Annotated in this window: 19 protein-coding genes; 13 read left to right on the top strand and 6 right to left on the bottom strand. The window is 55.7% G+C overall.

What is annotated here, in order from left to right; all coding sequences use genetic code 11:
* The first annotated feature begins 72 nt into the window (after nt 1-72).
* Complete coding sequence (locus tag AC4PCC_RS16890) at nt 73-882, top strand: spermidine synthase (RefSeq protein WP_492125295.1); 810 nt, start codon at nt 73-75, stop codon at nt 880-882.
* Between the two features lie 308 nt (nt 883-1,190).
* On the opposite strand, the gene AC4PCC_RS16895 is transcribed toward AC4PCC_RS16890, so the two are convergent.
* The 5 genes from AC4PCC_RS16895 to AC4PCC_RS16915 form a co-directional block, all read right to left on the bottom strand.
* Nucleotides 1,191-2,360 (bottom strand): methyl-accepting chemotaxis protein, encoded by a 1,170-nt coding sequence (locus tag AC4PCC_RS16895; protein ID WP_492125296.1) that lies wholly within the window; start codon nt 2,358-2,360, stop codon nt 1,191-1,193.
* Between the two features lie 218 nt (nt 2,361-2,578).
* Complete coding sequence (locus AC4PCC_RS16900) at nt 2,579-2,950, bottom strand: hypothetical protein (RefSeq protein ID WP_492125297.1); 372 nt, start codon at nt 2,948-2,950, stop codon at nt 2,579-2,581.
* Between the two features lie 553 nt (nt 2,951-3,503).
* Entirely contained in the window at nt 3,504-3,797 is a 294-nt protein-coding gene (locus AC4PCC_RS16905; RefSeq protein WP_492125298.1) for a hypothetical protein, read from the bottom strand.
* 33 nt (nt 3,798-3,830) lie between these two features.
* Entirely contained in the window at nt 3,831-4,076 is a 246-nt protein-coding gene (ycgZ, locus tag AC4PCC_RS16910) for a regulatory protein YcgZ (protein ID WP_067706422.1), read from the bottom strand.
* 411 nt (nt 4,077-4,487) lie between these two features.
* A complete protein-coding gene (locus AC4PCC_RS16915; protein WP_492125299.1) occupies nt 4,488-4,799 on the bottom strand; it encodes a hypothetical protein in 312 nt (103 codons plus the stop codon).
* Nucleotides 4,800-7,720: 2,921 nt separating this feature from the next.
* Between AC4PCC_RS16915 and AC4PCC_RS16920 the strand changes: the two genes are divergently transcribed.
* The 10 genes from AC4PCC_RS16920 (at nt 7,721) to AC4PCC_RS16965 (ending at nt 18,381) form a co-directional block, all read left to right on the top strand.
* The gene (locus AC4PCC_RS16920) at nt 7,721-8,353 is read left to right on the top strand and encodes an RraA family protein (protein ID WP_492125300.1); all 633 of its coding nucleotides are present in this window, start codon (nt 7,721-7,723) and stop codon (nt 8,351-8,353) included.
* A gap of 119 nt (nt 8,354-8,472) precedes the next feature.
* Nucleotides 8,473-9,762 carry an MFS transporter gene (locus AC4PCC_RS16925; protein ID WP_231877625.1) on the top strand — a complete coding sequence of 430 codons (1,290 nt, stop codon included), beginning with the start codon at nt 8,473-8,475 and terminating at the stop codon, nt 9,760-9,762.
* A 42-nt stretch (nt 9,763-9,804) separates the two neighbouring features.
* A complete protein-coding gene (locus AC4PCC_RS16930; RefSeq protein WP_492125301.1) occupies nt 9,805-11,892 on the top strand; it encodes a hydantoinase/oxoprolinase family protein in 2,088 nt (695 codons plus the stop codon).
* Nucleotides 11,892-13,574 (top strand): hydantoinase B/oxoprolinase family protein, encoded by a 1,683-nt coding sequence (locus AC4PCC_RS16935; protein ID WP_492125302.1) that lies wholly within the window; start codon nt 11,892-11,894, stop codon nt 13,572-13,574. Before AC4PCC_RS16930 ends, AC4PCC_RS16935 begins: the two co-directional genes overlap by 1 nt.
* A gap of 5 nt (nt 13,575-13,579) precedes the next feature.
* Entirely contained in the window at nt 13,580-14,494 is a 915-nt protein-coding gene (locus AC4PCC_RS16940; RefSeq protein ID WP_492125303.1) for an SDR family oxidoreductase, read from the top strand.
* A 27-nt stretch (nt 14,495-14,521) separates the two neighbouring features.
* A complete protein-coding gene (locus AC4PCC_RS16945) occupies nt 14,522-15,673 on the top strand; it encodes a pyridoxal phosphate-dependent aminotransferase (protein WP_492125304.1) in 1,152 nt (383 codons plus the stop codon).
* 23 nt (nt 15,674-15,696) lie between these two features.
* Nucleotides 15,697-16,317, top strand: a complete 621-nt coding sequence (locus AC4PCC_RS16950) for a TetR/AcrR family transcriptional regulator (RefSeq protein WP_082804167.1) — start codon at nt 15,697-15,699, stop codon at nt 16,315-16,317.
* A gap of 326 nt (nt 16,318-16,643) precedes the next feature.
* Complete coding sequence (locus AC4PCC_RS16955; RefSeq protein WP_492125305.1) at nt 16,644-17,396, top strand: queuosine precursor transporter; 753 nt, start codon at nt 16,644-16,646, stop codon at nt 17,394-17,396.
* A gap of 216 nt (nt 17,397-17,612) precedes the next feature.
* Nucleotides 17,613-17,963, top strand: a complete 351-nt coding sequence (locus AC4PCC_RS16960; protein WP_492125306.1) for a hypothetical protein — start codon at nt 17,613-17,615, stop codon at nt 17,961-17,963.
* Nucleotides 17,964-18,135: 172 nt separating this feature from the next.
* Nucleotides 18,136-18,381 (top strand): hypothetical protein, encoded by a 246-nt coding sequence (locus tag AC4PCC_RS16965; protein ID WP_492127610.1) that lies wholly within the window; start codon nt 18,136-18,138, stop codon nt 18,379-18,381.
* On the opposite strand, the gene AC4PCC_RS16970 is transcribed toward AC4PCC_RS16965, so the two are convergent.
* Nucleotides 18,371-19,471 carry an NADH:flavin oxidoreductase/NADH oxidase gene (locus AC4PCC_RS16970; protein ID WP_492125307.1) on the bottom strand — a complete coding sequence of 367 codons (1,101 nt, stop codon included), beginning with the start codon at nt 19,469-19,471 and terminating at the stop codon, nt 18,371-18,373. The two genes, AC4PCC_RS16965 and AC4PCC_RS16970, sit on opposite strands and share 11 nt — an antisense overlap.
* Before the next feature lie 265 nt (nt 19,472-19,736).
* On the opposite strand from AC4PCC_RS16970, the gene mrdA reads away from it, so the two are divergent.
* The gene (mrdA, locus tag AC4PCC_RS16975) at nt 19,737-21,632 is read left to right on the top strand and encodes a penicillin-binding protein 2 (protein WP_492125308.1); all 1,896 of its coding nucleotides are present in this window, start codon (nt 19,737-19,739) and stop codon (nt 21,630-21,632) included.
* Nucleotides 21,633-21,794: 162 nt separating this feature from the next.
* Nucleotides 21,795-23,984 carry a putative bifunctional diguanylate cyclase/phosphodiesterase gene (locus AC4PCC_RS16980; RefSeq protein WP_492125309.1) on the top strand — a complete coding sequence of 730 codons (2,190 nt, stop codon included), beginning with the start codon at nt 21,795-21,797 and terminating at the stop codon, nt 23,982-23,984.
* Nucleotides 23,985-24,006 lie beyond the last annotated feature (22 nt).

Below are 24,006 nucleotides of genomic sequence, written 5' to 3' on the forward strand. Positions count from 1 at the left end.
CGTGACCATTATATGCATCTCCCGCACGTTAACCACTTTACGCTGCGCAAAAGGATTGGCCCTGGATTTAAAATGAAAAAAAGCATTTTTTTTGGCGACACAGATCTTTTCAGCATTAAAGGCGATCAGGTCTGTAAAGAATATGATGACTACGGCAACGTGACGGTAACAGACGATCGTAAATACCGCATCATGAGCTTTTACAGCATATATGAACAAACCCGAATGCGGATTGATACGCCCTTTTTACCCGTTCATAATTATATCAAAGCGATGCTGATGGGTATTACGCTAAGCCCGACGGATTCGGTGCTTATTCTTGGACTGGGAGGGGGAAGTCTGGTTCGGGCATTGGATCACTATGACCCGTCATTAAAAGTCAGCGTCGTTGAGCTGAGAAAAACAGTGCTGAATGTGGCGCGGAAATATTTCTCACTGCCAGAAAATAATAATATTACCTATCATATTGATGACGCGGAAGCTTTTATCTCCCGGCAAAGCGGAAAAAGTTACTCCCATATATTTTCTGATTTGTACACCGCCGATGCGATGCTTCCTCTGCAGGAAAACACGCTTTTCTTCGATAGCTGTATCAGAAACCTGCGCCCGGACGGCTGGCTTATTCTGAACTACCATCAGATGCCCGCTTTAAACTCCCCGCTGTTTACGTCACTGATAAATCAGTTTCGCACCGTGCTCTACTGTCGCGTACCCAGTGGGAACGTCGTTCTGTACTGCAGTGACAAAACGGATCTGGCGGATTTGACAGTACTCAGAAAAACGCTGAGCGCGACGGGTACGCTCTTTTCATGCGATTTCTGGCCGCTGGCGCGTACGCTCGCCAGCCTGAAAGATAAAGTTTGCAGCAAAAGCGCAATTTAGTCTGGACCTAAAATGAGACGATTCTTAGTAATGAATATTGTTTACTTAAGTGATTGTTTTACCGCGCATTTAAAAACTTAACAAGCTAACTATTTGATGTAAAAGCATTTTAAACTGAAGGTCAGCCTTGTCAAAGCGCCTGTATGTTATATGCTTTAAAAGCTCATAAGCGCCTACCCAGGTGCAGGTGACTCAGGGACGAGCTCACCTTTTATGTCTGCATCCAAAAAAATCAGCAGAAAAGCCCCCTACGGGACTTAACCTGGCCGCCTTTGATGAATTCCTCATCATTTAACCGCAATTTAAAATCAGGGCTTATGACTGATTCTTTTCTGAAGTCGGGAAATCTGGTCGGTGATATCAGCCGTACGTTCCGCCAGACCTCGTATCGCACTGGCAATTACAGAAAAGCCCCGCCCATGTATCCCCGCCCGGGCTGCTTCAATACTGGCATTGAGTGATATAAGCTTGATTTGCGCCGCGATATTGCCATTTTCTGAGACCAGTTCGGCGATCTCTTTTGCCGTTTCTGCGGTACTTTCCAGCCTGCTCTTTTCCATTTTGTCGTGAACCAGACGGTCCTTATGGGACTGGATGTCGATCAGCGCGCCAACCGCCCTCAGTGGCGTTCCATCCGCCGAGCGTCGGGTCTGCCCACGGGCGCGGAACCAGCGATATTCGCCACTGCGGAGCATTAAGCGATACTCAAGGTCAAAACCCGTCTGACCGCTTTTATCCATCAGATGGGCGCCAAAAGCATCCAGCGTAAACCCTTTATCTTCCGGGTGCAGACGTGAAGTCCAGCTTTCAAGCACATCAGGAAACTCTTCAACGGTTTCAAAGCCCAGTAATCTTCTGAACTGTGGGGACCACCAGAAGACGTTGGAAGGGTTCATTGGATTGCCATTGATGATATTCAGATCCCATAATCCATCGTTCAACATCTCTCGTGAGAGGTTAAAGCGGGTAGACAGGATCTCATATTCGGTGTTGTGATCGACAGCGTCCTGAATATTTTCAATTATCCCGGTCAGCAGGGCGGCAGAGTGTGCATCACCGGAAACGTATTTAGCGGCGACGCTAAACCACTGCCAGCCCTGCTCCTCTACAAGAAAACGATACCTGCCCGGCTTTGCTTCTGAACCGAAAGCATGATTCACCGCGTGCCGGATAAACAGCCGGAAAGCCTCTCTCTCATCATCATGAACCCGCTGAATCAGGTCAGCCAACGTTATGCTGGCCGTAGGGGGCAGATTAAGCAGCCCACATGCTTTAGATGAGAGCCAGACGCTGGTCGTTGGCTGATAATTTCCACCCTCGATCGCCCATACCCCTTGCCCGGAGATCGCCATCAGGCTTTGGAGTAAAACGTGATCTTTACTGTCCTGACAGCGGGCGGGCTGTAATTCATTCACGACGGGTATATCAGGGTGTATTACGGTTCTGGCGACCTTTTTTCTCATTATATTTTTTAGCATTGCATTATCCTCTGGTGCGTTTCTGCTCTGTACAATAATTTCCATAGTTGTACAGCTACGGTTATCGGCAGCAATGCTAAAAAATTTGATTGAGAAGGGAAATTAAATTGTAAGAGGACAGTACATTCCGTCAGGAGAAAGGCATTAGATAACACTTTATGCTGGTTTATCAGCAACCCGCGTGAAAAAACCCATACACAGTTTGACGCGAAAAAATTTCAGGGCCTGGCCCCTGCCTGCCTCCGGCGTAACCCCACGCTCGCCATAAGTGCTCCCAGCGCGATAAGTGCGACGGCGATTAACGCCTCACTCTGCGGGCTGGCCAGGGAGATCATCAGCTGCATGGTAAGGTCGCTATATCCCTCGCCCCCTGCGGCACCGCGCCACGCCATGGTATGGGTAACGACGGGCATCAGGCACGTCACGCACCACAGCAATAGCAGCACCCGCGCAATACCACGGGGAAGGCTTCTACCATATCTGTTTATCTTAAGTCTTAACAAACCATAAACCAAACCCCCGCCCACGATCAGGATCGCTGAATGGATAAGCGCAAAGAAAAGAGTCACACCATGCATCTGTTCTGTCATTATTTCTCCCTGAATTCCCCAATCATGTGTTCTGTCAGCAGGTTTCTATAAGCCTACACAACCCATGGGTTAAAATACAAATTTTTCTTAAGTTATAAGGTTATTTTATTGTTACACGGGGTGATGAAAGGCGTGTCTTTTGTCATTTGATAGCAGCGCAATACCCCTGGCTGGGGAAATCTGAATGGATATTTTTAGCAAGGGATTGGTAGTGAGCTTCTCAGCAGGTGTTTTATTGAGTATCAAGGGTCGAGCCCTGCCAATAAGCAGAACTTCAGGCGCTTGATGCGCTAACCAGAGCGCCCTGTAGCGGTCCATGCCCTGTTTGCGTTATGCATGGTGCAACCGGCGGGCAGAGCAAAGTATCACCCTTAATTTTCAGATGCGTACAGGGAAAATGTCCAGGTGTGTACAGGGAACATCACCAGATGCGTACAGGGAAACAAAGCAGAGGATAAGAATGGAGGAGGTAATCGCCTCCCGGATAATACTCCGACTGAAGGCACTGATTAATAACGTTGTGACGCCCCCGGCCTGCGGGAGAGGATGTAGCCTAGTGCCTCCGCGTGCCGTCTGCGGGACCGTCGTTATTTAGTACGTGAATAACAGTGTCGCGATCGCTGTCATTTAGCACCGCCTGAGAACGCCCGGCCGCGAGGTAACGTCTGATTTCGCTGATGGCGAATTTGCAGGCACTTTTTAATTCAGCGTCTTTTTCGGCAGCCGCCATTGCATTCAGTTGTTCCAGCAGCGCTGTGGTGCTGACAGGTGCAGCACCGCGCAGGAGTGCAAGTACGGCTTCGCCGAGCAAAATATCAGCCAGCTTTTCTTGTTTATTTCTTAGCATGCCACTTCTCGGATTCTGTTGAGAACGTAAAACTTACTCTCCACGGCCAAAAAGCATACCAATAAGCTCCTGCAGATGCTTTTCCTGCTCAGAACCAGAGGCGAGTTCCAGACGACGCAGCAGTTTGGTACAGAGGGCTTTACGATTTAGATTTCCACCCGCCCGCAGGATCTCAACCACGATTTGTCCCATGGTTTCCTGCTGCGAGGGCATTACAGATTCATTAAAATAGCGTCTGATATCGGCTTCAATTACTGGATTTGAGCTGTCCTGGCGCATGTAAATGCCTCTACGTCGTTAAGTTTAGAAAGTGTTGATGTTACTGAGCGCTAAAGTTATACATCTTTTTTAAAGTTGTACAGAGATAACGTTTTTACGATACCTTTATTCTTTTGCAAAAAATGCTTAGCCTTGTTTATCAACGAATTATAAATAACCTGCAGAAAGCAATACAACGTGTGAACGTTACAGGACGGGTATCAGTTTTATGTACAGGTAAGAAGATATGCGGTTGGGCAATCGGCCTGTTAGCCTGGAAGTCCGCCCCGGCTGCGGCTTACACCGCGCAGACGCGGCGTGGGTTACTCCAGGTTCTGTTATCTCGCGCATCCGTGCGCCCAACGGTCGCTTATCAATATGGCTCCACCTTCAGCACGGGCTGTACAGTTTTTCAGGCATGACTACCTCTGGTCAGGCTTTACGCGCTATGGCGACCTCATCCAAACTGAAATCTGCCAGGCCCTTAAGGCTACCGGAGCATTGAACCCGGTCGGGTACGTCAGAAGGAGTCTCTGTCGCCTGGCCGCGCTGTCTGAAACGCTGCAGCCATCTCCGGGTGGCCCAAATGTCGAGCAGGCGTTCATCATCCTCTTCCTTCTCACCCATTTCTGCCAGCCTGCCGAGCAGCGCGGTTAAGCTGATTTCTACCTTAAAGGAGAGCAGGCTTATCGCTGCCTCACCCATTATGACGTACCGTTTTTTATCATCATCATCTATAAACATGGAGAACCTCCGGTACGTTAAGAAATTAGAATATTTGCCTGACACTGCAAACATTAATACATATTAATTTTTTTTGCTTTTTAATTAGCTGGCAGGAAACCTATGAGTGAAAGAGGTATAAACTATTGAAGTTAGGTTTTGATTAAGTTACTGATTAAAATATAATTTAACGCCATAGCTAATCACGTAAGGTATTATCATTCGGTTGATTTAGTTTTGGGAATACAAATTTTAGTATCGTGACTATAAAGATATTTTTAGCAATTCATCCCCATCATAGTTTTACCTTTGTAGTTTGCAGAGAGGTCAAAACCTGCCCGGTGACAGGGCTATGTTGCGGGTCAGAACGCCGGGACGCCGTAAACCCCTCCCTGGGGGCTTCACTGCCGCATCCCTGCGGCAGAGACCCGGCTTATCTGCTCCGCAACACCGCCTTCTGGCTGCGGAATGGACTGCGGGTTCTCTGTCCGTGGCTAAGGTCAAAACCTGATCCGATCACGACGGCCTTATCTGCCGAATATTTTGTAGGCCCGAGCCGGACGTGGGGAGGTTTTTTGCAGCGACTGTATAGCCAGCGGCAGGCGGGGACCGTTGGCTTAGCGGACCGTCTAGCGCAGGGATGCGCGAGCCGAGCCCACACGGACGTGCCTGCGGCGTGTCCGCATGACAACGGTCCCCGCAGGGCTTTGCACCGTATATCCGCAACGGCAGCCACCCCCGGTGACCGCGTTATGTTGTTTAGAAGAAGAGCAAAACCTGCCCGGTGACAGGGCTATGTTGCGGGTCAGAACGCCGGGACGCCGTAAACCCCTCCCTGGGGGCTTCACTGCCGCATCCCTGCGGCAGAGACCCGGCTTATCTGCTCCGCAACACCGCCTTCTGGCCGCTGAGTGGCCTGCGGGTTCTCTGGCCGTGGCTAAGGTCAAAACCTGCTCCGATTACGACAGCCTTATCTGCCGAATATTTTGTAGGCCGGAGCCGGACGTGGGGAGGTTTCTTTGCAGCGACTGTATAGCCTGAGGCCAGGCGGGGGCCGTTGGCTTAGCGGACCGTCGAGCGCAGGGATGCGCGAGCCGAGCCCACACGGACGTGCCTGCGGCGTGTCCGCATGACAACGGTCCCCGCAGGGCTTTGCACCGTATATCCGCAACGGCAGCCACCCCCGGTGACCGCGTTATGTTGTTTAGAAGAAGAGCAAAACCTGCTCCGGTGACAGGGCTATGTTGCGGGTCAGAACGCCGGGGCGCCGTAAACCCTTCCCTGGGGGCTTCACTGCCGCATCCCTGCGGCAGAGACCCGGCTTATCTGCTCCGCAACACCGCCTTCTGGCTGCGGAATGGGCTGCGGGTTCTCTGTCCGTGGCTAAGGTCAAAACCTGATCCGATCACGACGGCCTTATCTGCCGAATATTTTGTAGGCCCGAGCCGGACGTGGGGAGGTTTTTTGCAGCGACTGTATAGCCAGCGGCAGGCGGGGACCGTTGGCTTAGCGGACCGTCGAGCGCAGGGATGCGCGAGCCGAGCCCACACGGACGTGCCTGCGGCGCGTCCGCGTGACAACGGTCCCCGCAGGGCTTAGCACCTTATCACCGCAACGATAATAAACGTTACAGATGCCAGCCAGGTCAAAATCCGCTCCGGTGACAGGGCTGTGTTGTTTGAAAGAAGGTCAACACCCGCTCCGGTGGCAGGGCTGTGTTGTTTGCAGGAAGAGCAAAACCTGCTCCGGTGACAGGGCTATGTTGCGGGTCAGAACGCCGGGGCGCCGTAAACCCCTCTCTGGGGGCTTCACTGCCGCATCCCTGCGGCAGAGACCCGGCTTTTCTGCTCCGCAACACCGTCTTCTGGCGCGATATTGTTTGCAGTAAGGTCAACATCTGCTCCGGTGGCAGGGCTGTGTTGTTTGCAGGCAGGTCAAAAACTGCTCCGATTACGACAGCCTTATCTGCCGAATATTTTGTAGGCCGGGGCCGGACGTGAAGAGGTTTTTTGCAGCGACTGTATAACCAGCGGCCAGGCGGGGACCGTTGGCAGAGCGGACCGTCGAGCGCAGGGATGCGCGAGCCGAGCCCACACGGACGTGCCTGCGGCGTGTCCGCGTGACAACGGTCCCCGCAGGGCTTTGCACCGTATCACCGCAACGGCAGCAAACATCCCAGATGCCAGGCAGGGCTTTGCACCGTATCACCGCAATGACAGCAAACATCCCAGCTACCAGGCTGGGCATGGCGAGATTTTTAGCAGCGACAACACAGCCCGAGGCCAGGCGGGGACCGTTGGCTGAGCGGACCGTCGAGCGCAGGGATGCGCGAGCCGAGCCCACACGGATGTGCTTGCGGCGTGTCCGCGTGACAACGGTCCCCGCAGGGCTTTGCACCGTATCACCGCAACAACAGCAAACATCCCTGATGCCAGGCTGGGCTAACCTCCGTATCACCGCAACGACAGCAAACATCCCTGATGCCACCAGCGCGAAAATCTTCGGCGGCAAAGGCTATGCACTATGTTGGTGCCATTATCGAGTCAAAAAAATTCTCTTCTCTGCGACAAATAGCGAACCGCACAGAGATTAATTTAAAGGCAGGTTTTCTTTGCACCATAAATGTGAGAAGGATCATTATAAATGATTTTTTCGCACTTATTTTGTGCGCTGAATCAAAAGTTATTATAAGTAAACACTATGAGAGTTATCACTTTAATAAATTAAAGGTAATAAATATGAAAGCCCGCAAAAAACCACTTAATTAAAATTATTTAATCATTAAAATACAGTGAGTTGCGGAAAACCAGACAGCGCAACCCTCAATAAACCCCATCTCGCTTATCGCCTCAACGGTCAAAAAAAATACGTTGCAATTGTAATTTTTAAAATGATAAAAGATTCTCAGTTGATAATTTATTTTCACTTTGAGGGCAACAGAAATGTCACTGGAAAACGCTGAAATTCGTATTTCTCAAACCTGGCAACGCCCGGATAAAAAATGGCTGGCCGCCTTTGCTGATTTCCCCGTCGCTAACATCGGCGATGCGATGGAGCGGCTAAATATGTGTGACGCCGGCATCGTTCCGCTGTGTGAAGGCATGCATTTTGTCGGCTTTGCGCTGCCGGTGCTGGTCACGCCCGGCGATAACGCCGCGGTGATTAAAGCACTGGATGTTATCCAGCCGGGCGACGTCGTGATGATCAACGGTCAGGGTCACACCGACCGGGCGCTGGTAGGTGAGCAGCTGACGCAGCGTTTCCAGCATGCAGGCGCAGCCGCTCAGGTCATTGACGGCGCGGTACGCGATCGCAAAGTCATTGCCGCCACCGGCCTTCCTACCTACAGCCGCGGCATTACGCCCGCCGGTCCGTTTAAAAATGGGCCGGGCGTCATCGGTGAACCCGTGGCGCTCGGTGGCGTGGTCTGCGCCGCCGGGGACATTGTGGTTGGCGACGATGACGGCATCATCATTATCCCGCTCTGGCGCGCCGAAGCGGTGCTGCTGGCCGTGAAGGAGGTCGCGAGACGTGAAGCAGAAATGACGGCAGAAGTGACCCGTCAATACCAATAACAACACCACCACGACCGGCTTTCGACAGCAGGCCCGGCCGCTTTTCAACACGTACACAGGGCAAAACGATGAATAAATCACATGCAGTACCCATGCGTTACGCGTTGCCACGGAATGGAGTGACGAAAAATAACGTCGTACGCCGCGCCTCGCTCGCCGGCGGCGTTGGATCTTTTGTGGAATGGTACGATTACGGCATTTACGGGTTACTGGTCAGCTCGCTGGTGCTGGTGTTCTCCGCCAGCGATAAAAGCATGACCGATGCGGGACTGATGCTGACCTATCTTGGGTTCACGGTCAGTTTTGTGGTCAGGCCCTTTGGCGGGCTGATTTGTGGCTACCTTGGCGATCGTCTGGGCCGTCAGAAGCTGCTGGCTATTCTGCTGCTGATGATCTCGCTGGCGACCGCTGCCATTGGGCTGCTGCCTGGCTACCAGACCATTGGCTGGGCCGCGCCCGCGCTGTTAATTCTGCTGCGTATCGTGCAGGGTTTTTCTGCCGGTGGCGAAGTGTCCGGTGCCGGATCCTTTGTGGCGGAATACGCCGAGGATCACCGACGGGCAGTGGTGATGTCGCCGCTGGTGATGGGATCTTTTATTGCACTGCTGTTCGGCAGCCTGCTGATCGTTAGCATGATCAATATTTTCGGTATAGCGGCGGTAAACAGCTGGATGTGGCGCGTGCCTTTCCTTCTGGCGATCCCGATGGCGATGATCGGCGTCTATATCCGTACCCGCATTCAGGACACGCCCCACTTCCAGATGGTGAAAGCCAGCCAGCGCGTGAAGCGCAACCCGATCCGTGAAGTCCTGACCTCAAAGCGCCACCTGAAAGCGATTGGGCTGGCCATCACCCTGCCCGCCGTTAACGGGCCAGGATACTACATCCTGTTTGTCTATATGCCGACCTACCTGAACAAAGTGATGCATTTTCAGCAGGTACAAAGTCTGATGGTTACCGCCTGCGGCTTGCTGACCATCATCGCCGCTATTCCCATGATGGCCTGGCTCTCGGATCGCCTCGGGCGTCGTCCGCTGCTGATTGCCTCGGCCATCGCCATGGCGGTGCTGGCCTGGCCGTGCTTCTGGCTGCTGACGCTGGGTATGATGCCGCTGGCCTGTATGGCGGCCATCCTGCTGGCGCTGGCCTTCGCCGGTCATGCGGGCGTCATTCAGGCCACGCTGGCGGAGATGTTCCCAACCAACGTGCGCTACAGCGCCTATAGCATTGGCTTCAATCTCTCCACCGTGATTTTCGGTGGCTCGGCGCCGCTGCTGATGACGTGGCTGATTGGCCTGACCGGCATCGCCAGCATTCCGAGCTATATGGTGATATTTACCGCTGCCCTGACCCTAATCAGCGCGATCTACCTGAAAGAAACGGCCGGCAAACCGCTTACCGATGAATAACGGCTGCACGCTGCGGCATCCACTCTGCACTCTGAGGTCATTATGAAAAATGCGTCCCCCTGGCGTATCGGGTTTGATATCGGCGGCACCTTTACCGATCTGGTGCTGATCAATGACAGTAACGGCGAAACGATCCGGCATAAAACGTTGACCACGCCTGAGGATCCCTCTGAAGGCGCCTATACCGGGCTAACGCAGCTGATAGCGCTTGCCGGACTGAAAGCCAGTGATATTCATACCCTCACGCACGGCACCACGCTGGCGATCAACGCGCTGCTTGAACGGCGCGGCGCCAAAACGGCCCTGGTGGTCACCCGCGGCTTCCGCGACGTGCTGGTGCTCGGACGCGAATATCGCTACGACATCTACGATCTGAACGGCGCTCCCGCTCAGCCCCTGCTGCCCCGTTCGCAGGCGTATGAAATTACCGAACGTGTGACCGCGCGGGGCGAGGTCATCGCCGCCGTTGATCCGGCAGAGGTGGCGGCGCTGGCGGCCACGCTGCGCGAAGAAGCCTATGAGGCAGTGGCCATACTCTGTATGCACGCTTATGCCTGGCCCGAACATGAAAATCAGCTGGAATCGCTGCTCAGCCGCGCGCTGCCCGGCGTCTCAATTTCGGTGTCACATAAAGTCTCCCGCGAGATCCGCGAATACGATCGCGGCGTACTCACCGCGATGAACGCCTTCGTGCAGCCGAAAGCCCGCCGCTATATGGCGAACCTGGAGAACAAGCTGCGCGAAGGGGGCTTCACCTGTGAGTGGCTGGTGATGGGCTCGAACGGCGGTCTGATGGCCCCGCAGGTGGCGGCAGATTACCCAACCCGCATCATTGAATCGGGGCCGGCGGGCGGTATCGTCGCCAGCGCGGCCTTTGCCCGTCGTAATCAGATCAAACAGCTGCTGGCATTTGATATGGGCGGCACCACCGCCAAAGCCTGCGTGGTTAACGGCGGGGAACCCTCGATTACTACCGACTATGAGGTGGGCCGCGCCGACCGTCTGCTTAAGGGAAGCGGCCTGCCGGTCAAATTACCGGTGGTGGATATGATTGAAATCGGCGCGGGCGGCGGCAGCATTGCCCGCGTGGACTCGCTGGGTCTGCTGGAGATCGGCCCGGAAAGCGCCAGCGCCTGGCCCGGCCCGGCCTGCTATGGGCGCGGCGGCGAGCACCCAACGGTCACCGACGCCAATCTGGTGCTGGGGCTGCTGGACCCCGACGCCTTCCTCGGTGGCCGGATGCGCCTTGACGTGTCGGCGGCGCGCCAGGCGATGCGTCGGATCGCGGAGCCGCTGGGCCTGAGCATTGAAGATGCGGCCTGGGGCATTCATGAAGTAGCGAACAGCAAAATGTCTGAGGCGCTGCGCACCCATTCAGTTGAGAAAAATGTTAACCCTTCACAAATGACCATGCTGGCCTTTGGTGGCGCAGGCCCCAGCCACGCCTGGTCACTGGCAAAACATCTGGGCATAAAGCGCGTCTGTTTCCCTAATGGCGCGGGTGTCTACTCCGCGTTTGGTTTACTGACTGCCCCACCGAGCGCGGATTTTGTTCGCAGCGATCGCTGCCCTTTACAGCAGGATGTGGATATCGCCCGTATCCGGGCCGTATTTGCCGAAGGGTTTGACGAGGCCTTCAGCACGCTGGCCGCGGCCAATGTTGATCCGGCCAGCGCCAGCCAGCAGCGACTGGCCGGGGTACGCTATATCGGCCAGGGTTCGGAACTGACCGTGCCCCTGCCCGCGGGCTTTCTGGAGAACGGCGACGTTCAGGCGCTGACCGAAGCCTTTGAAACCGCGCACTTCGCCCGTTTTGGCCGTACCCTGCCCGGTCAGGGGGTGGAGGTAGTGAACTGGCGTGGCCGCGTCCAGATGACCCCGCCCGCGCTGAACACCTCCGATCGCCTGCATCACGCGGAACCCGAAGCGCAGGAGAAGAGGCTACAGGTTTACTCCGGTCGCGAGGAGGGGTTCAGCCCCTGCCGCGTGATCCCGCGCAGCCTGCTGGTCGCGGGTGAGGCCATCTCCGGCCCGGCGCTGCTCCAGGAAAAAGAGTGTGCGATTTATGTTGGTCCCGGCGCGACGGCTTCGCTGGATGAGCAAGGTAATATTTTGATGGAGCTGAACTGATGACCTCTGCAACCCCTGATAATTTACAGTTTCTCGACGATCCTATCGGCTTACGCATCACCTGGGACCGGCTGGTGAGCATTTCGGAAGAGGCGGCGGCCACCCTGGTCAATATGGCCTTCTCCAGCATCATTCGCGAAGTGGGCGATTACTCCTGCCTGCTGATGGATGAAAGCGGCAGCTCTCTGGCTCAGCCGAAAACCAGCGTCCCGGTGTTTATTGGCACCCTGCCTGCCACCGTACGGCATCTGCTGGCCAAATTCCCTGCCGACACCCTTAAGCCGGGGGACAGCCTGATCACCAACGATCCCTGGCTGGGCACGGGTCACCTTAATGATGTCACCGTAGTCACCCCGGTGTTTCGCGCGGGGAAGCTGGTCGCCTTTACCGGGTCGGCTGCGCATATGTCGGATATCGGCGGCTCGCTGAATATGGGCTCATCGCGGGATATGTTCGAGGAAGGCTTTCTGATCCCGCCCAGCAAACTGATGCACGAGGGAGAAGTAAACCAGCAGCTGCTCGATCTCTTTCTGGCTAACGTCCGCTCCCCCGATCGGGTAGAGGGCGATCTGCATGCCATGCTGGCCGCCAACCAGGTGGGTGCCAACGGACTGCTGGGGTTGATGGACGATCTGAATATCACCTCGGTTACGCCGCTGGCACAGAAGATTCATGCGCTGACCGAACAGGCCATGCGCAGGGCGATTGAGGCCGTGCCGGATGGTCGCTATGAAGCGGCAGTCGATATCGGTGATTATGAAGGAGACATTCACCTTAACGTGGCCGTTATCGTTAATGGCAGCGAGATCGTGATTGATTATGCCGGATCCTCGGCGGAATCCCCCTTTGGCAGCAACTGCCCCATGTCGTTCACCTATGCCTACAGCGTCTATCCGCTGAAGTGCCTGCTTGAGCCAAATCTGCCAAATAACGAGGGCTGCTTTAAATCTATTACCGTGACCGCACCGGAAGGCTCCATTGCCAACGCCCGTCCGCCCTGCGCGGTTGAAATGCGTAACCGCGTGGGGCATATGGCTCATGCCGCCATCTTCTCTGCCCTTGCCGATATTATGCCTGACCGCGTCATGGGCCACTCCGGCAGCGCGCCGGTCACCTGCGACGTGTTTGCCGGGCAGTTTGACGACGGGCAGCGCTTCGTTGAAAGCCTGTGTGTGAATGGCGGAACCGGCGCGCGTCCGGCGGCGGATGGCATCGTGACCGGGTTCCCCGGCAATATGTCCTCAACGCCGGTGGAGCTGATCGAGTCCGCCACCCCGCTGCTGTTTCTGGAGAAAGCGATTGTGCCCGATTCCGGCGGTGCGGGTCGCTACCGGGGCGGCGTGGCGCAGCGCATGGTTATCCGCAACACCAGCCGCTATCCGGTATCGCACAGCATGTTTTATTCACGGCAGCGGCATCCCGCTGAGGGCGTGCTTGGCGCGGCACCCGGCGCCCCTAACCATGTGGCGATCGGCGGTAAACCGCTGGACAAACCGGTCGGGCGTCATGATATCCCCGCAGGCGAAGAGGTGATCATCCAGATGCCGGGCGGCGGCGGGAAAATGCCGGTGGCCGAACGCTGCCACAGCGCCATCCTCTGGGATCTCCAGGAGGGCTACATTACCGACGAAGGTGCACGACGGGATTACGGCGTGGACAGCAACGACATAAAAAGGGGCTAACGAGTATGCAATCACTGACGGACAAAGTTGTGATTATCACCGGTGCCGGTAGTGGCATCGGTAAGGCGGCAGCAGCGGCCTTTGCGGCGCGTGGCGCGCGCGTGGTACTGGTGGGACGCCGACAGGCGGTGCTGGATGAGGTGGTGGCCGAACTGAGCGAGGGTTTGCAGAACGGGCAGAACAAACAGAACGGGCAGAACGGGCAGAACGATCTAAACAGTCATAATAGTCATAATGTTAAGAGTGAGTTCAGCGCCGATAACGCCCCTCCGGGCCAGCTGTGGGCCTTCGCGGCGGATATTGCCCGCAGGTCCGACGTTGACGCGCTGATTGGCTGGGCGATCGGCGAGTTTGGCCGGGTCGATATTCTGGTTAACAACGCCGGCAGCGCCAGCAGGACGCTTAACGCCAGATGGATCGAAGAGGAGGAGTGGGACCAGGTACAGGAGGTCAATCTGAAAGCGGTTTTTCTGCTGACCCAGGCGGTCCTTCCCGCCATGCTCAGTCAACAGAACGGCACCATAATTACCGTCTCCTCACTGGCCGCGTTAAGACCCAATCTGCTGGGCGGCGCAGCCTACGGTGCGGCCAAGGCTGGCGTGCGAAATTTTATGACCTATCTGCATAACACGTTCCGCAACGAGGGGATCCGCTCAACCTCAATTCTGCCCGGCGAGGTGAATACGCCGATTATGGATAACCGCGCCAATCCGCCCGACGCGCACATTCGCGAAAATATGGTTCAGCCGGAGGATGTCGCCGAAGCCATCCTGCTTTGCGCCAGCCTCCCGTCACGCACGGTCATTGAAGAACTGATTGTTGCACCGACCTACCAGCGGGATATTTCCGGCGATCTCGAGGTGAGCCGCTGGAAAAATGCTCCCCCTTCGTGCCAGGCAGAGCGCGAAAAGGCCCGCTGAACCCGACATTACGCAGAGGTAAAAACCATGTCCGTTTCTGATTTTAAAGCCGCTGAGGCGGTACTTCGCATTGAACGTAGCTCGCTACGCGTACAGCAGCCGGCCTCAACCGGCGATATGATCTCGCTGGCAATGGGCGAACCCGATTTTGCAACGCCGCCGCGCATCGTGCAGGCAGCGGTAGATGCCCTGAACGACGGCTATACGCACTATGCTCCCCTGCTGGGTGATAAGGCGCTCTGCCAGGCGCTGGCAGAAGAGGTCGCGACGCAGAGCGGTAATCCGGTGGGCGACGGCGAGATTCTGGTCACTCACGGCGGCACTGCCGGGCTGGCCGCGGCAATACTCTCCATGGTTAATCCCGGCGACCGGGTGGTTATTCCCGATCCGACCTACTCCCTGTATGCGGATTTGGTCAATATGGCGGGGGGTATATGCGTGCCCATGCCGTGCCGGACCGATCTACACTGGGATTTGACGCGTCTCGGCCAGGTGCTGGAGGGGGCAAAGCTGTTTATCTTCTGTAACCCAGGCAATCCGACCGGGATCGTACACCGTCGCGATGAAATTGAGGCCCTGGCTAAATGGGCGGCCTTTCACGATACCCGGGTGATTGCCGATGAAGCCTACAGCGATCTGGTCTTTACCGACCGCCCTTTTACCTCGGTGCTCCAGGTGCCGGAATTTAGAGGCCGAACGATCTATTGCCAGACGTTTTCAAAAAGTTATGCCATGACCGGCTGGCGGGTCGGCTACCTCGCGGGGCCCACCGCGATGATCAAAGCCGCCGCACGCGTGCATAATACCGTAAACGGCTCGGTAAACAGTGCCGTTCAGCGCGCCGCGCTGGTTGCTCTCCGGGAGTGTAAAGATGACGTCAAACGTATGTATGATATATACCGCGAACGCCGCCAGCTGATGATGACCGGCTTGAGGGCCATCCCGGAGCTGGCGCTAAACGAGCCGGAAGGCGCATTTTACTGCTTTCCTTCCTACTCGCTGCCGATACCCGCTATTGATATGGTGGCATTACTGCGTGAACAGGGCATTGCCGTCAGGCCAGGCAGTGAATTTGGCGCCGCAGGCGAAGGCTATTTGCGGCTCTCCTATGCCGCCAGCAGTGAGGCGATCAGCGAAGGTGTCCGCCGTTTGAAACGGGGGCTGGCTGGCCTTAAGTAAGGGATGATTAACAAGGATCGATAATGACGGGAAAAATGATGCGCAGCGATACAGAACGAAATCGTAAAAACCTGATTCAGGCGGCGGCCAGGCTCTTTGAACGCTCTGAAAATCCGATAAGCATGACGGAAATTGCCGCCGAGGCGGGCGTTTCCGTCGCAACCGCCTATCGTCAGTTTACCTCTGTTGAAGAAGTGCTAAACACCTACCGTCATGATGTGGGTTTGCTACTGCTGGAATTCAGCCGCAGACAAACCTGTGCAGGGCTGGAGAAGCTGGAAAACGTCAGCCGCTACTGGATAAAACTGGTACGGGAACGCGGTGCCGCAATGGTGCCGATGCGTAACCGCCGGGGCTACCTCGAGCGGCTGTGGGAAGGGGCTGAATATCTGCTGGTGCAGGCTGATGCCGTGCGCCCTGCACTCAGGGAAGCCATGGGGGAAATGGACCTTCCTGATATTGGGGATAAAGCGGTTTTTCTGTGGAATATCCTCTTTGATCCGCGTGAGATTTTTGATTTGCTTGATACCGTTGGCCTGACGGAGAAGCAGGTCGGTACCCAGCTTATGTCGGTGCTGGTCGGCGGCCTGCGCGGCTTCGCTACCGCAAATGAATTCTCACTCGCCGCCTGTCGGGCTAAATAGTGCGGCTTTAAAAAAATTTCCCTGGTGTGGCTAAAAAGTTTTGCTTGTTACGATCATATGTCGTTATTTTAGTTAGGGTAATTACTGGTTCTGTTTTGTGGTGCCTTATGATTCAGTTAAGCATTAGTCATATTACCCGGTCAACAATAAAGTGGTCAAAAAGCATGGTAAAATGACCACAAGAATACTAACTTATTGTTTTTAAATTATTTTATTTGCACATCAATAATGAGATGCACGTATCGCCTTAAATTTTAACGTGGAAAACCCTTTTTGCATCCTGTAGTGTCATGCTACAGCGTTTACAAAACAGCACTTCCGCACTGATGAAAACTTCAGCACTAAAAAGAAAATCTAATATTATTAGTAATATCGAGTACATGATGAGAAAGCGTGGTGAGAATAAATCCTCACTGGCGTTACGCGCTGGCGATATGAAGGACCGGCGTGAACGTTCATGGTTTACATATATGATTATCGCCCTCTCGCTTAGCGTAATTTATATTTTCTGCACGGTCACCGGCGTAAAACCCGTCAATATTCCCTGGCTGCATATGATTGTGCCACCTGCCGTTTTCCTTTACCCGCTCACTTTTATTCTGGTAGATATCCTCAATGAATTTTACGGCCTGCGGCTGGCGCGGAGAGCGATTATATTTTCCTTTATCGCCAATATATTATTTGTGTTGGGCTTGATGGTCACTGCCGCGCTGCCGGGCCTGCAGGAGTGGCGGCTGGGCGCGGCATGGAGTGAAATCGTTGACAGTATCGCTGCCGTTCTGATTGCCTCTTCCGTGGCCTATATCGTCTCTGAAAACGTCAACTCCTGGCTGTTATGCAAAATAAAAGCCCTGATGCAATCGCGTTATCTGTTTGTTCGCGTTATCGCCAGCTCAACGGTTGCCGCCGCGCTTGATAGCATTATATTTTGTACGCTGGCCTTTTATAACACCCTGAGCGCCGATGTCATTAAGTCGATTATCATCTCGCAGTTCCTGATTAAAATGGTTTATGCCATCGTAGGAACCGGTCCTGGTTATGGCACCCGCGCCCTGTTCAGGAAATATATCAGCCTGTAGACCCGCTTACGCTCAGCGGGCTGATAAAGCAGCCTGTCAGCACGGTGGTTCACCCCGTATCCATGCCAACGCCATCTGCGCAACGCGGGTCGGGCTGCCGCCGTGCAATGAATCGCCCGGGTCGCTGAATGCCGCTGGCACAGCGGCGTGATTATCACTGGCTGCCCCCATCATGAAGCGCTAAGCTTTACCGCTTCATTTCCCAGGACCACCGCTATGATCAACACCCGTACCCTCAGCACCCTTATTCTGGTGATTGCCGTCGCCATCGCGCTTTACGTTAATTTCAGACCCCATAAGCCGGATCCGCACTACTACGCCGCCGCCTGCGTGGTGATCAATGATATTGGCGTGCCGCCAGGGCCTGATGCCTTTAAAGAGAAGCTCAATGAGGTGATCGTGAATGAAAACGCCTCTTACGCGGTGAATAAGGTGGAGTTTGATGTGGCCTCCGCCAATGACGCCATTGCCCACTATCAGAAAATGAGTGCCGCTCAGAAGCGTGAAATGCAGCAGGGCGTCGATCGCTGCCTGAAAGTTTTTATGCCCGGCGAAGCTAAAAAGTAACGCGGTATTCCTCTGCGCCCTGGCTGAGCCAGGTGCGCATAAAATTCCGTTCTGAGCCGGAAAACGGCTGAATTTTCTACTTTTCGCGACATTCCCATCGATACTCACCGCGCGATTTCTGCATAATAATAATCCGTACTCAGATTGAACATTTTGCATCACGGAGCCCGCAATGATCGCTGCCACATACAAAATTGCCGTTATTCCCGGAGACGGTATTGGTAAAGAAGTGATGCCGGAGGGCATCAGGGTGATGGCCGCCGCTGCGGTGGTGAAAGCCATTGAAAGCGTGCTGGCCAACAGCGCGTATAAAGAGGCACTGACGCCGGATATGGGCGGAACGGGGAAGACGGGAGATTTAGGTCGGGCAATAGCGGGGGCGATCGACGCCCCCGCCGGTGTTGCGACTATTCGCTAACGCGATAGCGGTTTAGCCAGTGTGCATAAGGCGCAGGCAGAACCCAGGAAGGCTGATCCTGCTTTAACGCCAGCGCGGCCTGGTACGGCCAGTGTGGGTTAGCCAGATGCGCCTTGCCGACCATCACCAGGTCCAGCTCGCCTTTTTCGATGGTTTGATTGGCAATCGGCGGTGAATCGATCCCCCACGCGGTAGCGACCGGGATCTGCGCTTCTTCGCGCACGCGGGCGGCAATCGGTGCCAGGAAGGCCGGAGCCCAGGGAATATTCGCGTCTGGCGTAGAGAAACCAATGCTGACGCTCAGCAGATCAAGCCCGCCTGCGCGGAATTTTTTGGTCAACGCAATCGACTCTGACAGGGTTTCTTCATCCCGACCGTCAAATTCAATCACGCCGAAGCGAGCGGTGAACGGCAGATCCTCCGGCCACTGCTCGCGCGCAGCCGCCATCGTTTCCAGCAGGAAGCGACCGCGCCCTTCGGCGCTTCCGCCGTAGCCATCCTGACGCTGATTGGAGTGGACCGAGAAGAAGCTCTGGGCCAGGTAACCGTGAGCAAAATGCAGCTCCAGCCACTCAAAGCCAGCCTCACGTGCGCGACGCGTGGCATCCGCAAAGTCCTGACGAACGCGGGCAATATCGTCCAGCGTCATTGCATGGGGAACCTGAGGCAGATTAGCGCCAAACGCCACCGCAGAGGGCGCCAGGGTTTCCCAGCCGCGTGCATCGCCCTGAGCGATATGGTCATCGCCTTCCCAGGGTTTGTTGGCGCTCGCCTTACGTCCGGCGTGCGCAATCTGAATGCCCGGCACCGCACCCGTGGCCTTAATTTCACGCGCGATCTGCGCCAGCTTCTCTGCCTGCTCGTCGTTCCAGATCCCCAGGCATCCGGGGGTGATCCGTCCTTCCGGCGATACGGCGGTCGCTTCGACGATCACCAGTCCTGCACCTCCACGTGCCAGGGCGTTGTAATGCACCCGATGCCACTCGTTGCTTACGCCGTCAACGGCGCTGTACTGGCACATAGGGGGTACCGCAATGCGGTTGCGAAGGGTGACGTCTTTAAGTTTGAACGGGGTAAAAAGCGCAGACATAAAAGCCTCTGGATCGATGTTCGGATTGAAAAACTGCATGCACCACCGCAGCTGCGGGTGTTGTCATTGCGACCAGGGTAAAGCATAGACGGGATCCGGGTTTTACCGTATGTGCCCCTGCGGCGCGAATAACATGTCTGATTTGTAACATGGATAACAAATGACACACTTTAGCGGCCGGATATGCATCTTTCAGGTCGTGATTTGTGAGGGGATCTCTATCATTAGCCCGCTTAACGATAAAGAATAATGCGACTGCCGGGTAATGAAATTCAGAGATTTTGCAGAAGAAGAAAAACTGTTTGTTCGCAGGGCATTAGTGGCTTTTGCCCTGGTTCTGGCAGGGTTTACCGCGCTGGTCGTCAATCTCTGGCACCTGCAAATCGAGCAAAATCAGTATTATCAGACCCGATCCAACCAGAATGACATCAAAATGATCCCTATCGCCCCCACTCGCGGGATCATCTTCGATCGCAACGGCATTCCGCTGGTTAAAAACGTCACCTGGTACGACATTGAGGTTCTGCCGTACAAAATCCAGAATATACAGGCCCTGCTGGCGCAGCTCTCGCCGCTTATCGATCTCTCGCCCGAAGACATCGACACCTTTACCCACGCACTCCATGCCAACAGCCGCTATAAGCCGGTGGTGCTGAAAACCGAGCTGAGCGATGAAGAGGTCGCCCGCTTCTCAGTCAATCAGTTCAAATTTACCGGCGTGACGATCAACAGTTACGAAGACCGGCAGTATCCCTACGGGCCCGACCTGGCTCACGTCGTGGGCTACGTCTCTAAAATTAATGACAATGATTTTAAGCGGCTGGATAAAGCGGGCGTCGGCGAGAACTACGCGGCGGATCATAATATCGGTAAGCAGGGCATTGAAGGCTACTACGAATCCGTGCTGCATGGGAAAACCGGCTATCAGGAAGTGGAGGTGGATAACCACGGTCGGGTCATCCGCGTGCTGAAAGAAGTGCCGCCGGTAGCAGGGAAAAATATCACTCTGACGCTCGATCTGCACCTCCAGCAGTATGTGGAATCTCAGCTGGTCGGGCAGCGCGCGGCCGTGCTGATTGAAAATCCCCGCGACGGCGGCGTACTGGCGATGGTTTCCAGCCCCAGCTACGATCCCAATCCCTTTGTGAAAGGCATCAGCAGTAAGGCCTACCGGGCGCTGCTGGAAAATAAAGACCTGCCGCTGATTAACCGCGTTACCCAGGGGCTGTATCCGCCCGCCTCCACCGTTAAACCCTATATGGCGATGTCGGCCCTGCTGAATCACGTGATCACCCCACAAACCACCTTTTTTGGCGCGCCCACCTGGACGCTGCCGGGTACCGAACGGCGCTATCGCGACTGGAAAAAAACCGGTCACGGCACGCTGGATGTCACCCGCGCCATTGAGGAGTCAGCGGATACCTTCTTCTATCAGGTCGCCTTTATGATGGGTATCGATCGTATCCACACCATGCTCAGCCAGTTCGGCTACGGCAGGTCCACCGGCATCGATCTCAACGAGGAGTACAACGGCCTGCTGCCAAGCCGCGAATGGAAGCTCAAAGTACATAAAAAGGGCTGGTATCAGGGGGATACGGTCTCCGTGGGTATTGGTCAGGGCTACTGGATAGCCACCCCGGTACAGATGGTCAAGGCGATGGCTACGCTCATTAATAATGGTCGGGCGATCCAGCCGCATCTGCTGTACGAGGAAAAGCAGGGCAGCACCGTGATCCCCTGGAAACCCACCCAGCCGCCGCAGCAGATTGGCGATGCCAAATCGCCTTACTGGAGTCTGGTGCGCCACGCGATGTTCGGTATGGCGAATGCCAGCAACGGCACCGGCTATAAATACTTCCATACGGCCCCTTATGGCATCGCGGCGAAAAGCGGCACGTCACAGGTGTTTGGGCTGAAGCAGAACCAGATCTACAACGCGAAAATGATCCCCATGCGACTGCGTGACCATATCTTTTATACCGCTTTCGCGCCCTTTAACGATCCTAAAGTGGCGATGGCGCTGATCCTCGAAAACGGCGGCATCAACGGCGTTACCGCCGCCCCGCTGGTCAGAAATATTATGGATCACATCTTCCTGCCGCCGGACGTGGCCCCCATGCCGGTCACCGCCGATCCCATGAGCAACCTGACCGCTCACTAAAGCCCGCCCCTCGCCCCCTCTCCTCCTTCTGCCGCGGCTCTCCGGCCGCGAGTGACCTGCCTTAACAGCAGGTCACTTTAATGAAAGTGCATAATAAGGTAATGTCATTATCATGTTGGGTCAGGGTTAAGCGATTACAGATATGTCTGTGCAGGATGAGAAATGACGGATGATCAGGGCCAGGCTACCGGATTACGACGCCAGTTTATCCGCAGCGTTGTTTCGCCGATGGTGGCCGTCGTGCTGTTCTCCTTTATCGGCTGCGGATTTACCGCCTGGTGGGTCACCACCCTGAGCAATGCTAAAGCTCTGGAAAAGCAGAAGCAGGTCATAAATAATATATTCTCCCAACATCTGAGTGAATTCCTGCAACAGCATCGTCACCTGCTTAACTGGGAAGCGCTCCCCACGCAGCTTCATTCACCTCAATCTGCCCCGCTCTCACTGGGAAGCTGGCTCTACAGACTCGCCGGTGACGATGAGGTTTACCTGCTGGATGCCCGGAACCGCCCGCTGGCCGCCTGGCTGGCCGGAAACCCCGTCTCTGCCGAACGCTATCAGGAGGTGGCAGACCCGCTGGCGCCCTGGCTGGTGCAGCTGAGTACGCCCGGTGCCGGGGCAGCGCCCCCTTTCACCGGCGACGTGGTCCGTATTCGCCAGCGCGTGGCCGAAATGGCCGCCGGTGTCATACCGGCAGGTCACGGCCAGAAACTGATTTTCATCCGCTATCTGCACGACGGTTTTATCGATTTCCTTGAACATCGCGGCGTGGTCAGCCACTTTCGCTTTACTCCCCGTTCGCCCGATATGCCCAACAGCGCCGGATTTACCCTCACCTCAGCGCAAAATCTGCCCGTCAGCGACGTCTCCTGGCAGCCGATGCGGCCGGGTAGCCAGATGCTGATGGTGACCGCGCCGCTGGTCAGCCTGGCCGTGCTGGCCATCACCCTGATGTGCATTTTAATGACCCGGCGGCTGTGGCACTCGCAGCAGCGGCTGACCGTCTCACTGAGCAGGCTACGGGCCAGCGAATATCATGCGCAGCAGCTGGCCATGCGGGACGGGCTGACCGGACTGCCAAACCGAGCCGCCATTGAAGCGGAGCTGGAGAGTCGGCTGGCAGCGCTGCCTGCTGAGCGCGGCGAGTTTGCTCTGCTGCTGCTCGATCTCGATCGTTTTAAAATGATTAACGATACCTACGGCCATCAGATGGGGGATGCGCTGCTGATCAACGTTAGCCAGCGGCTCGCGGGTGTACTGGCCCGGGAGGACGTGATTGGACGACTGGGCGGTGATGAGTTTGTCATGGTCGTTGACCTGAAGCAGGGCGACGAGAGCGTCACCCGGCTCTGCCAACAGATCATTACGCTGCTCACCGAACCGGTCACGCTACAGGGGATTCATCTGTGGGTGGGTGCCAGTCTGGGTATTGCCCTGGCGCCGCAACACGGCAGGCACAGGCTGGAACTGATGCGCATGGCGGATATTGCCCTCTATGCCGCGAAATCTGACGGCCGCGGATGCTATCGCCGTTATGCTCCTCCGCTGGGGAAAGCCATTCAGAAGCGCCAGCTGCTGGCGGAGGAACTGCGCCTGGCACTGGACAGATCCGACGACCTGGCGCTGTGGTATCAGCCGATTATGGATAGCAGCGGGCAGAAGATGCTCGGCGTGGAGGCGCTGCTGCGCTGGACGCATCCCGACTGGGGCAATATCTCCCCGGGGGATTTTATCCCGGTCGCCGAAGAGACGGGGCTGATTTTACCGCTCGGAGACTGGGTGATCCGCGAGGCCTGCACGATAGCGCAGCGCTGTCCGGCGCTGACGATATCGATCAATGTTTCTCCGCTACAATTTCTCTCGGCCAGCTTTTTTACGCATCTCAGCGCCACGGTACGGCAGCACGGTATCAGCCCGCACCAGCTTGAGCTGGAGATCACGGAAAGCGTGCTGCTTGGGGAGCAACAGCCGGTGCTGGAGCTGCTACAGCGACTGCGCAGCGCGGGTTATCGTATCGCCCTGGATGATTTCGGCACCGGCTACTCCAGCCTGAACTACCTGATGCAGTTTCCCGTCGATACCCTGAAGATTGACCGCTGTTTTATTGAACTGCTGGGTATTCAGGCCCAGGCAAATGCTATTGTGGAGTCGGTGATTGCCCTCGGACATTCGCTGGGCCTGCGCATTACCGCTGAGGGCGTCGAAACGGAATCGCAGCGGCTGGCGCTGGCCGCCGCCGGGTGCGATAAGCTCCAGGGATTTCTGCTCAGCCCACCTCAGCCGGTAGAGAAGCTGTTCCTGATGCTGGAACAGCCGTCGCTTCTCCCTTCTCCCCGCGCGGATAGGGTATGATTCACGGCTACACGTAATTTCT

The sequence above is a fragment of the Erwinia sp. L03-1 genome, from assembly GCF_058686115.1.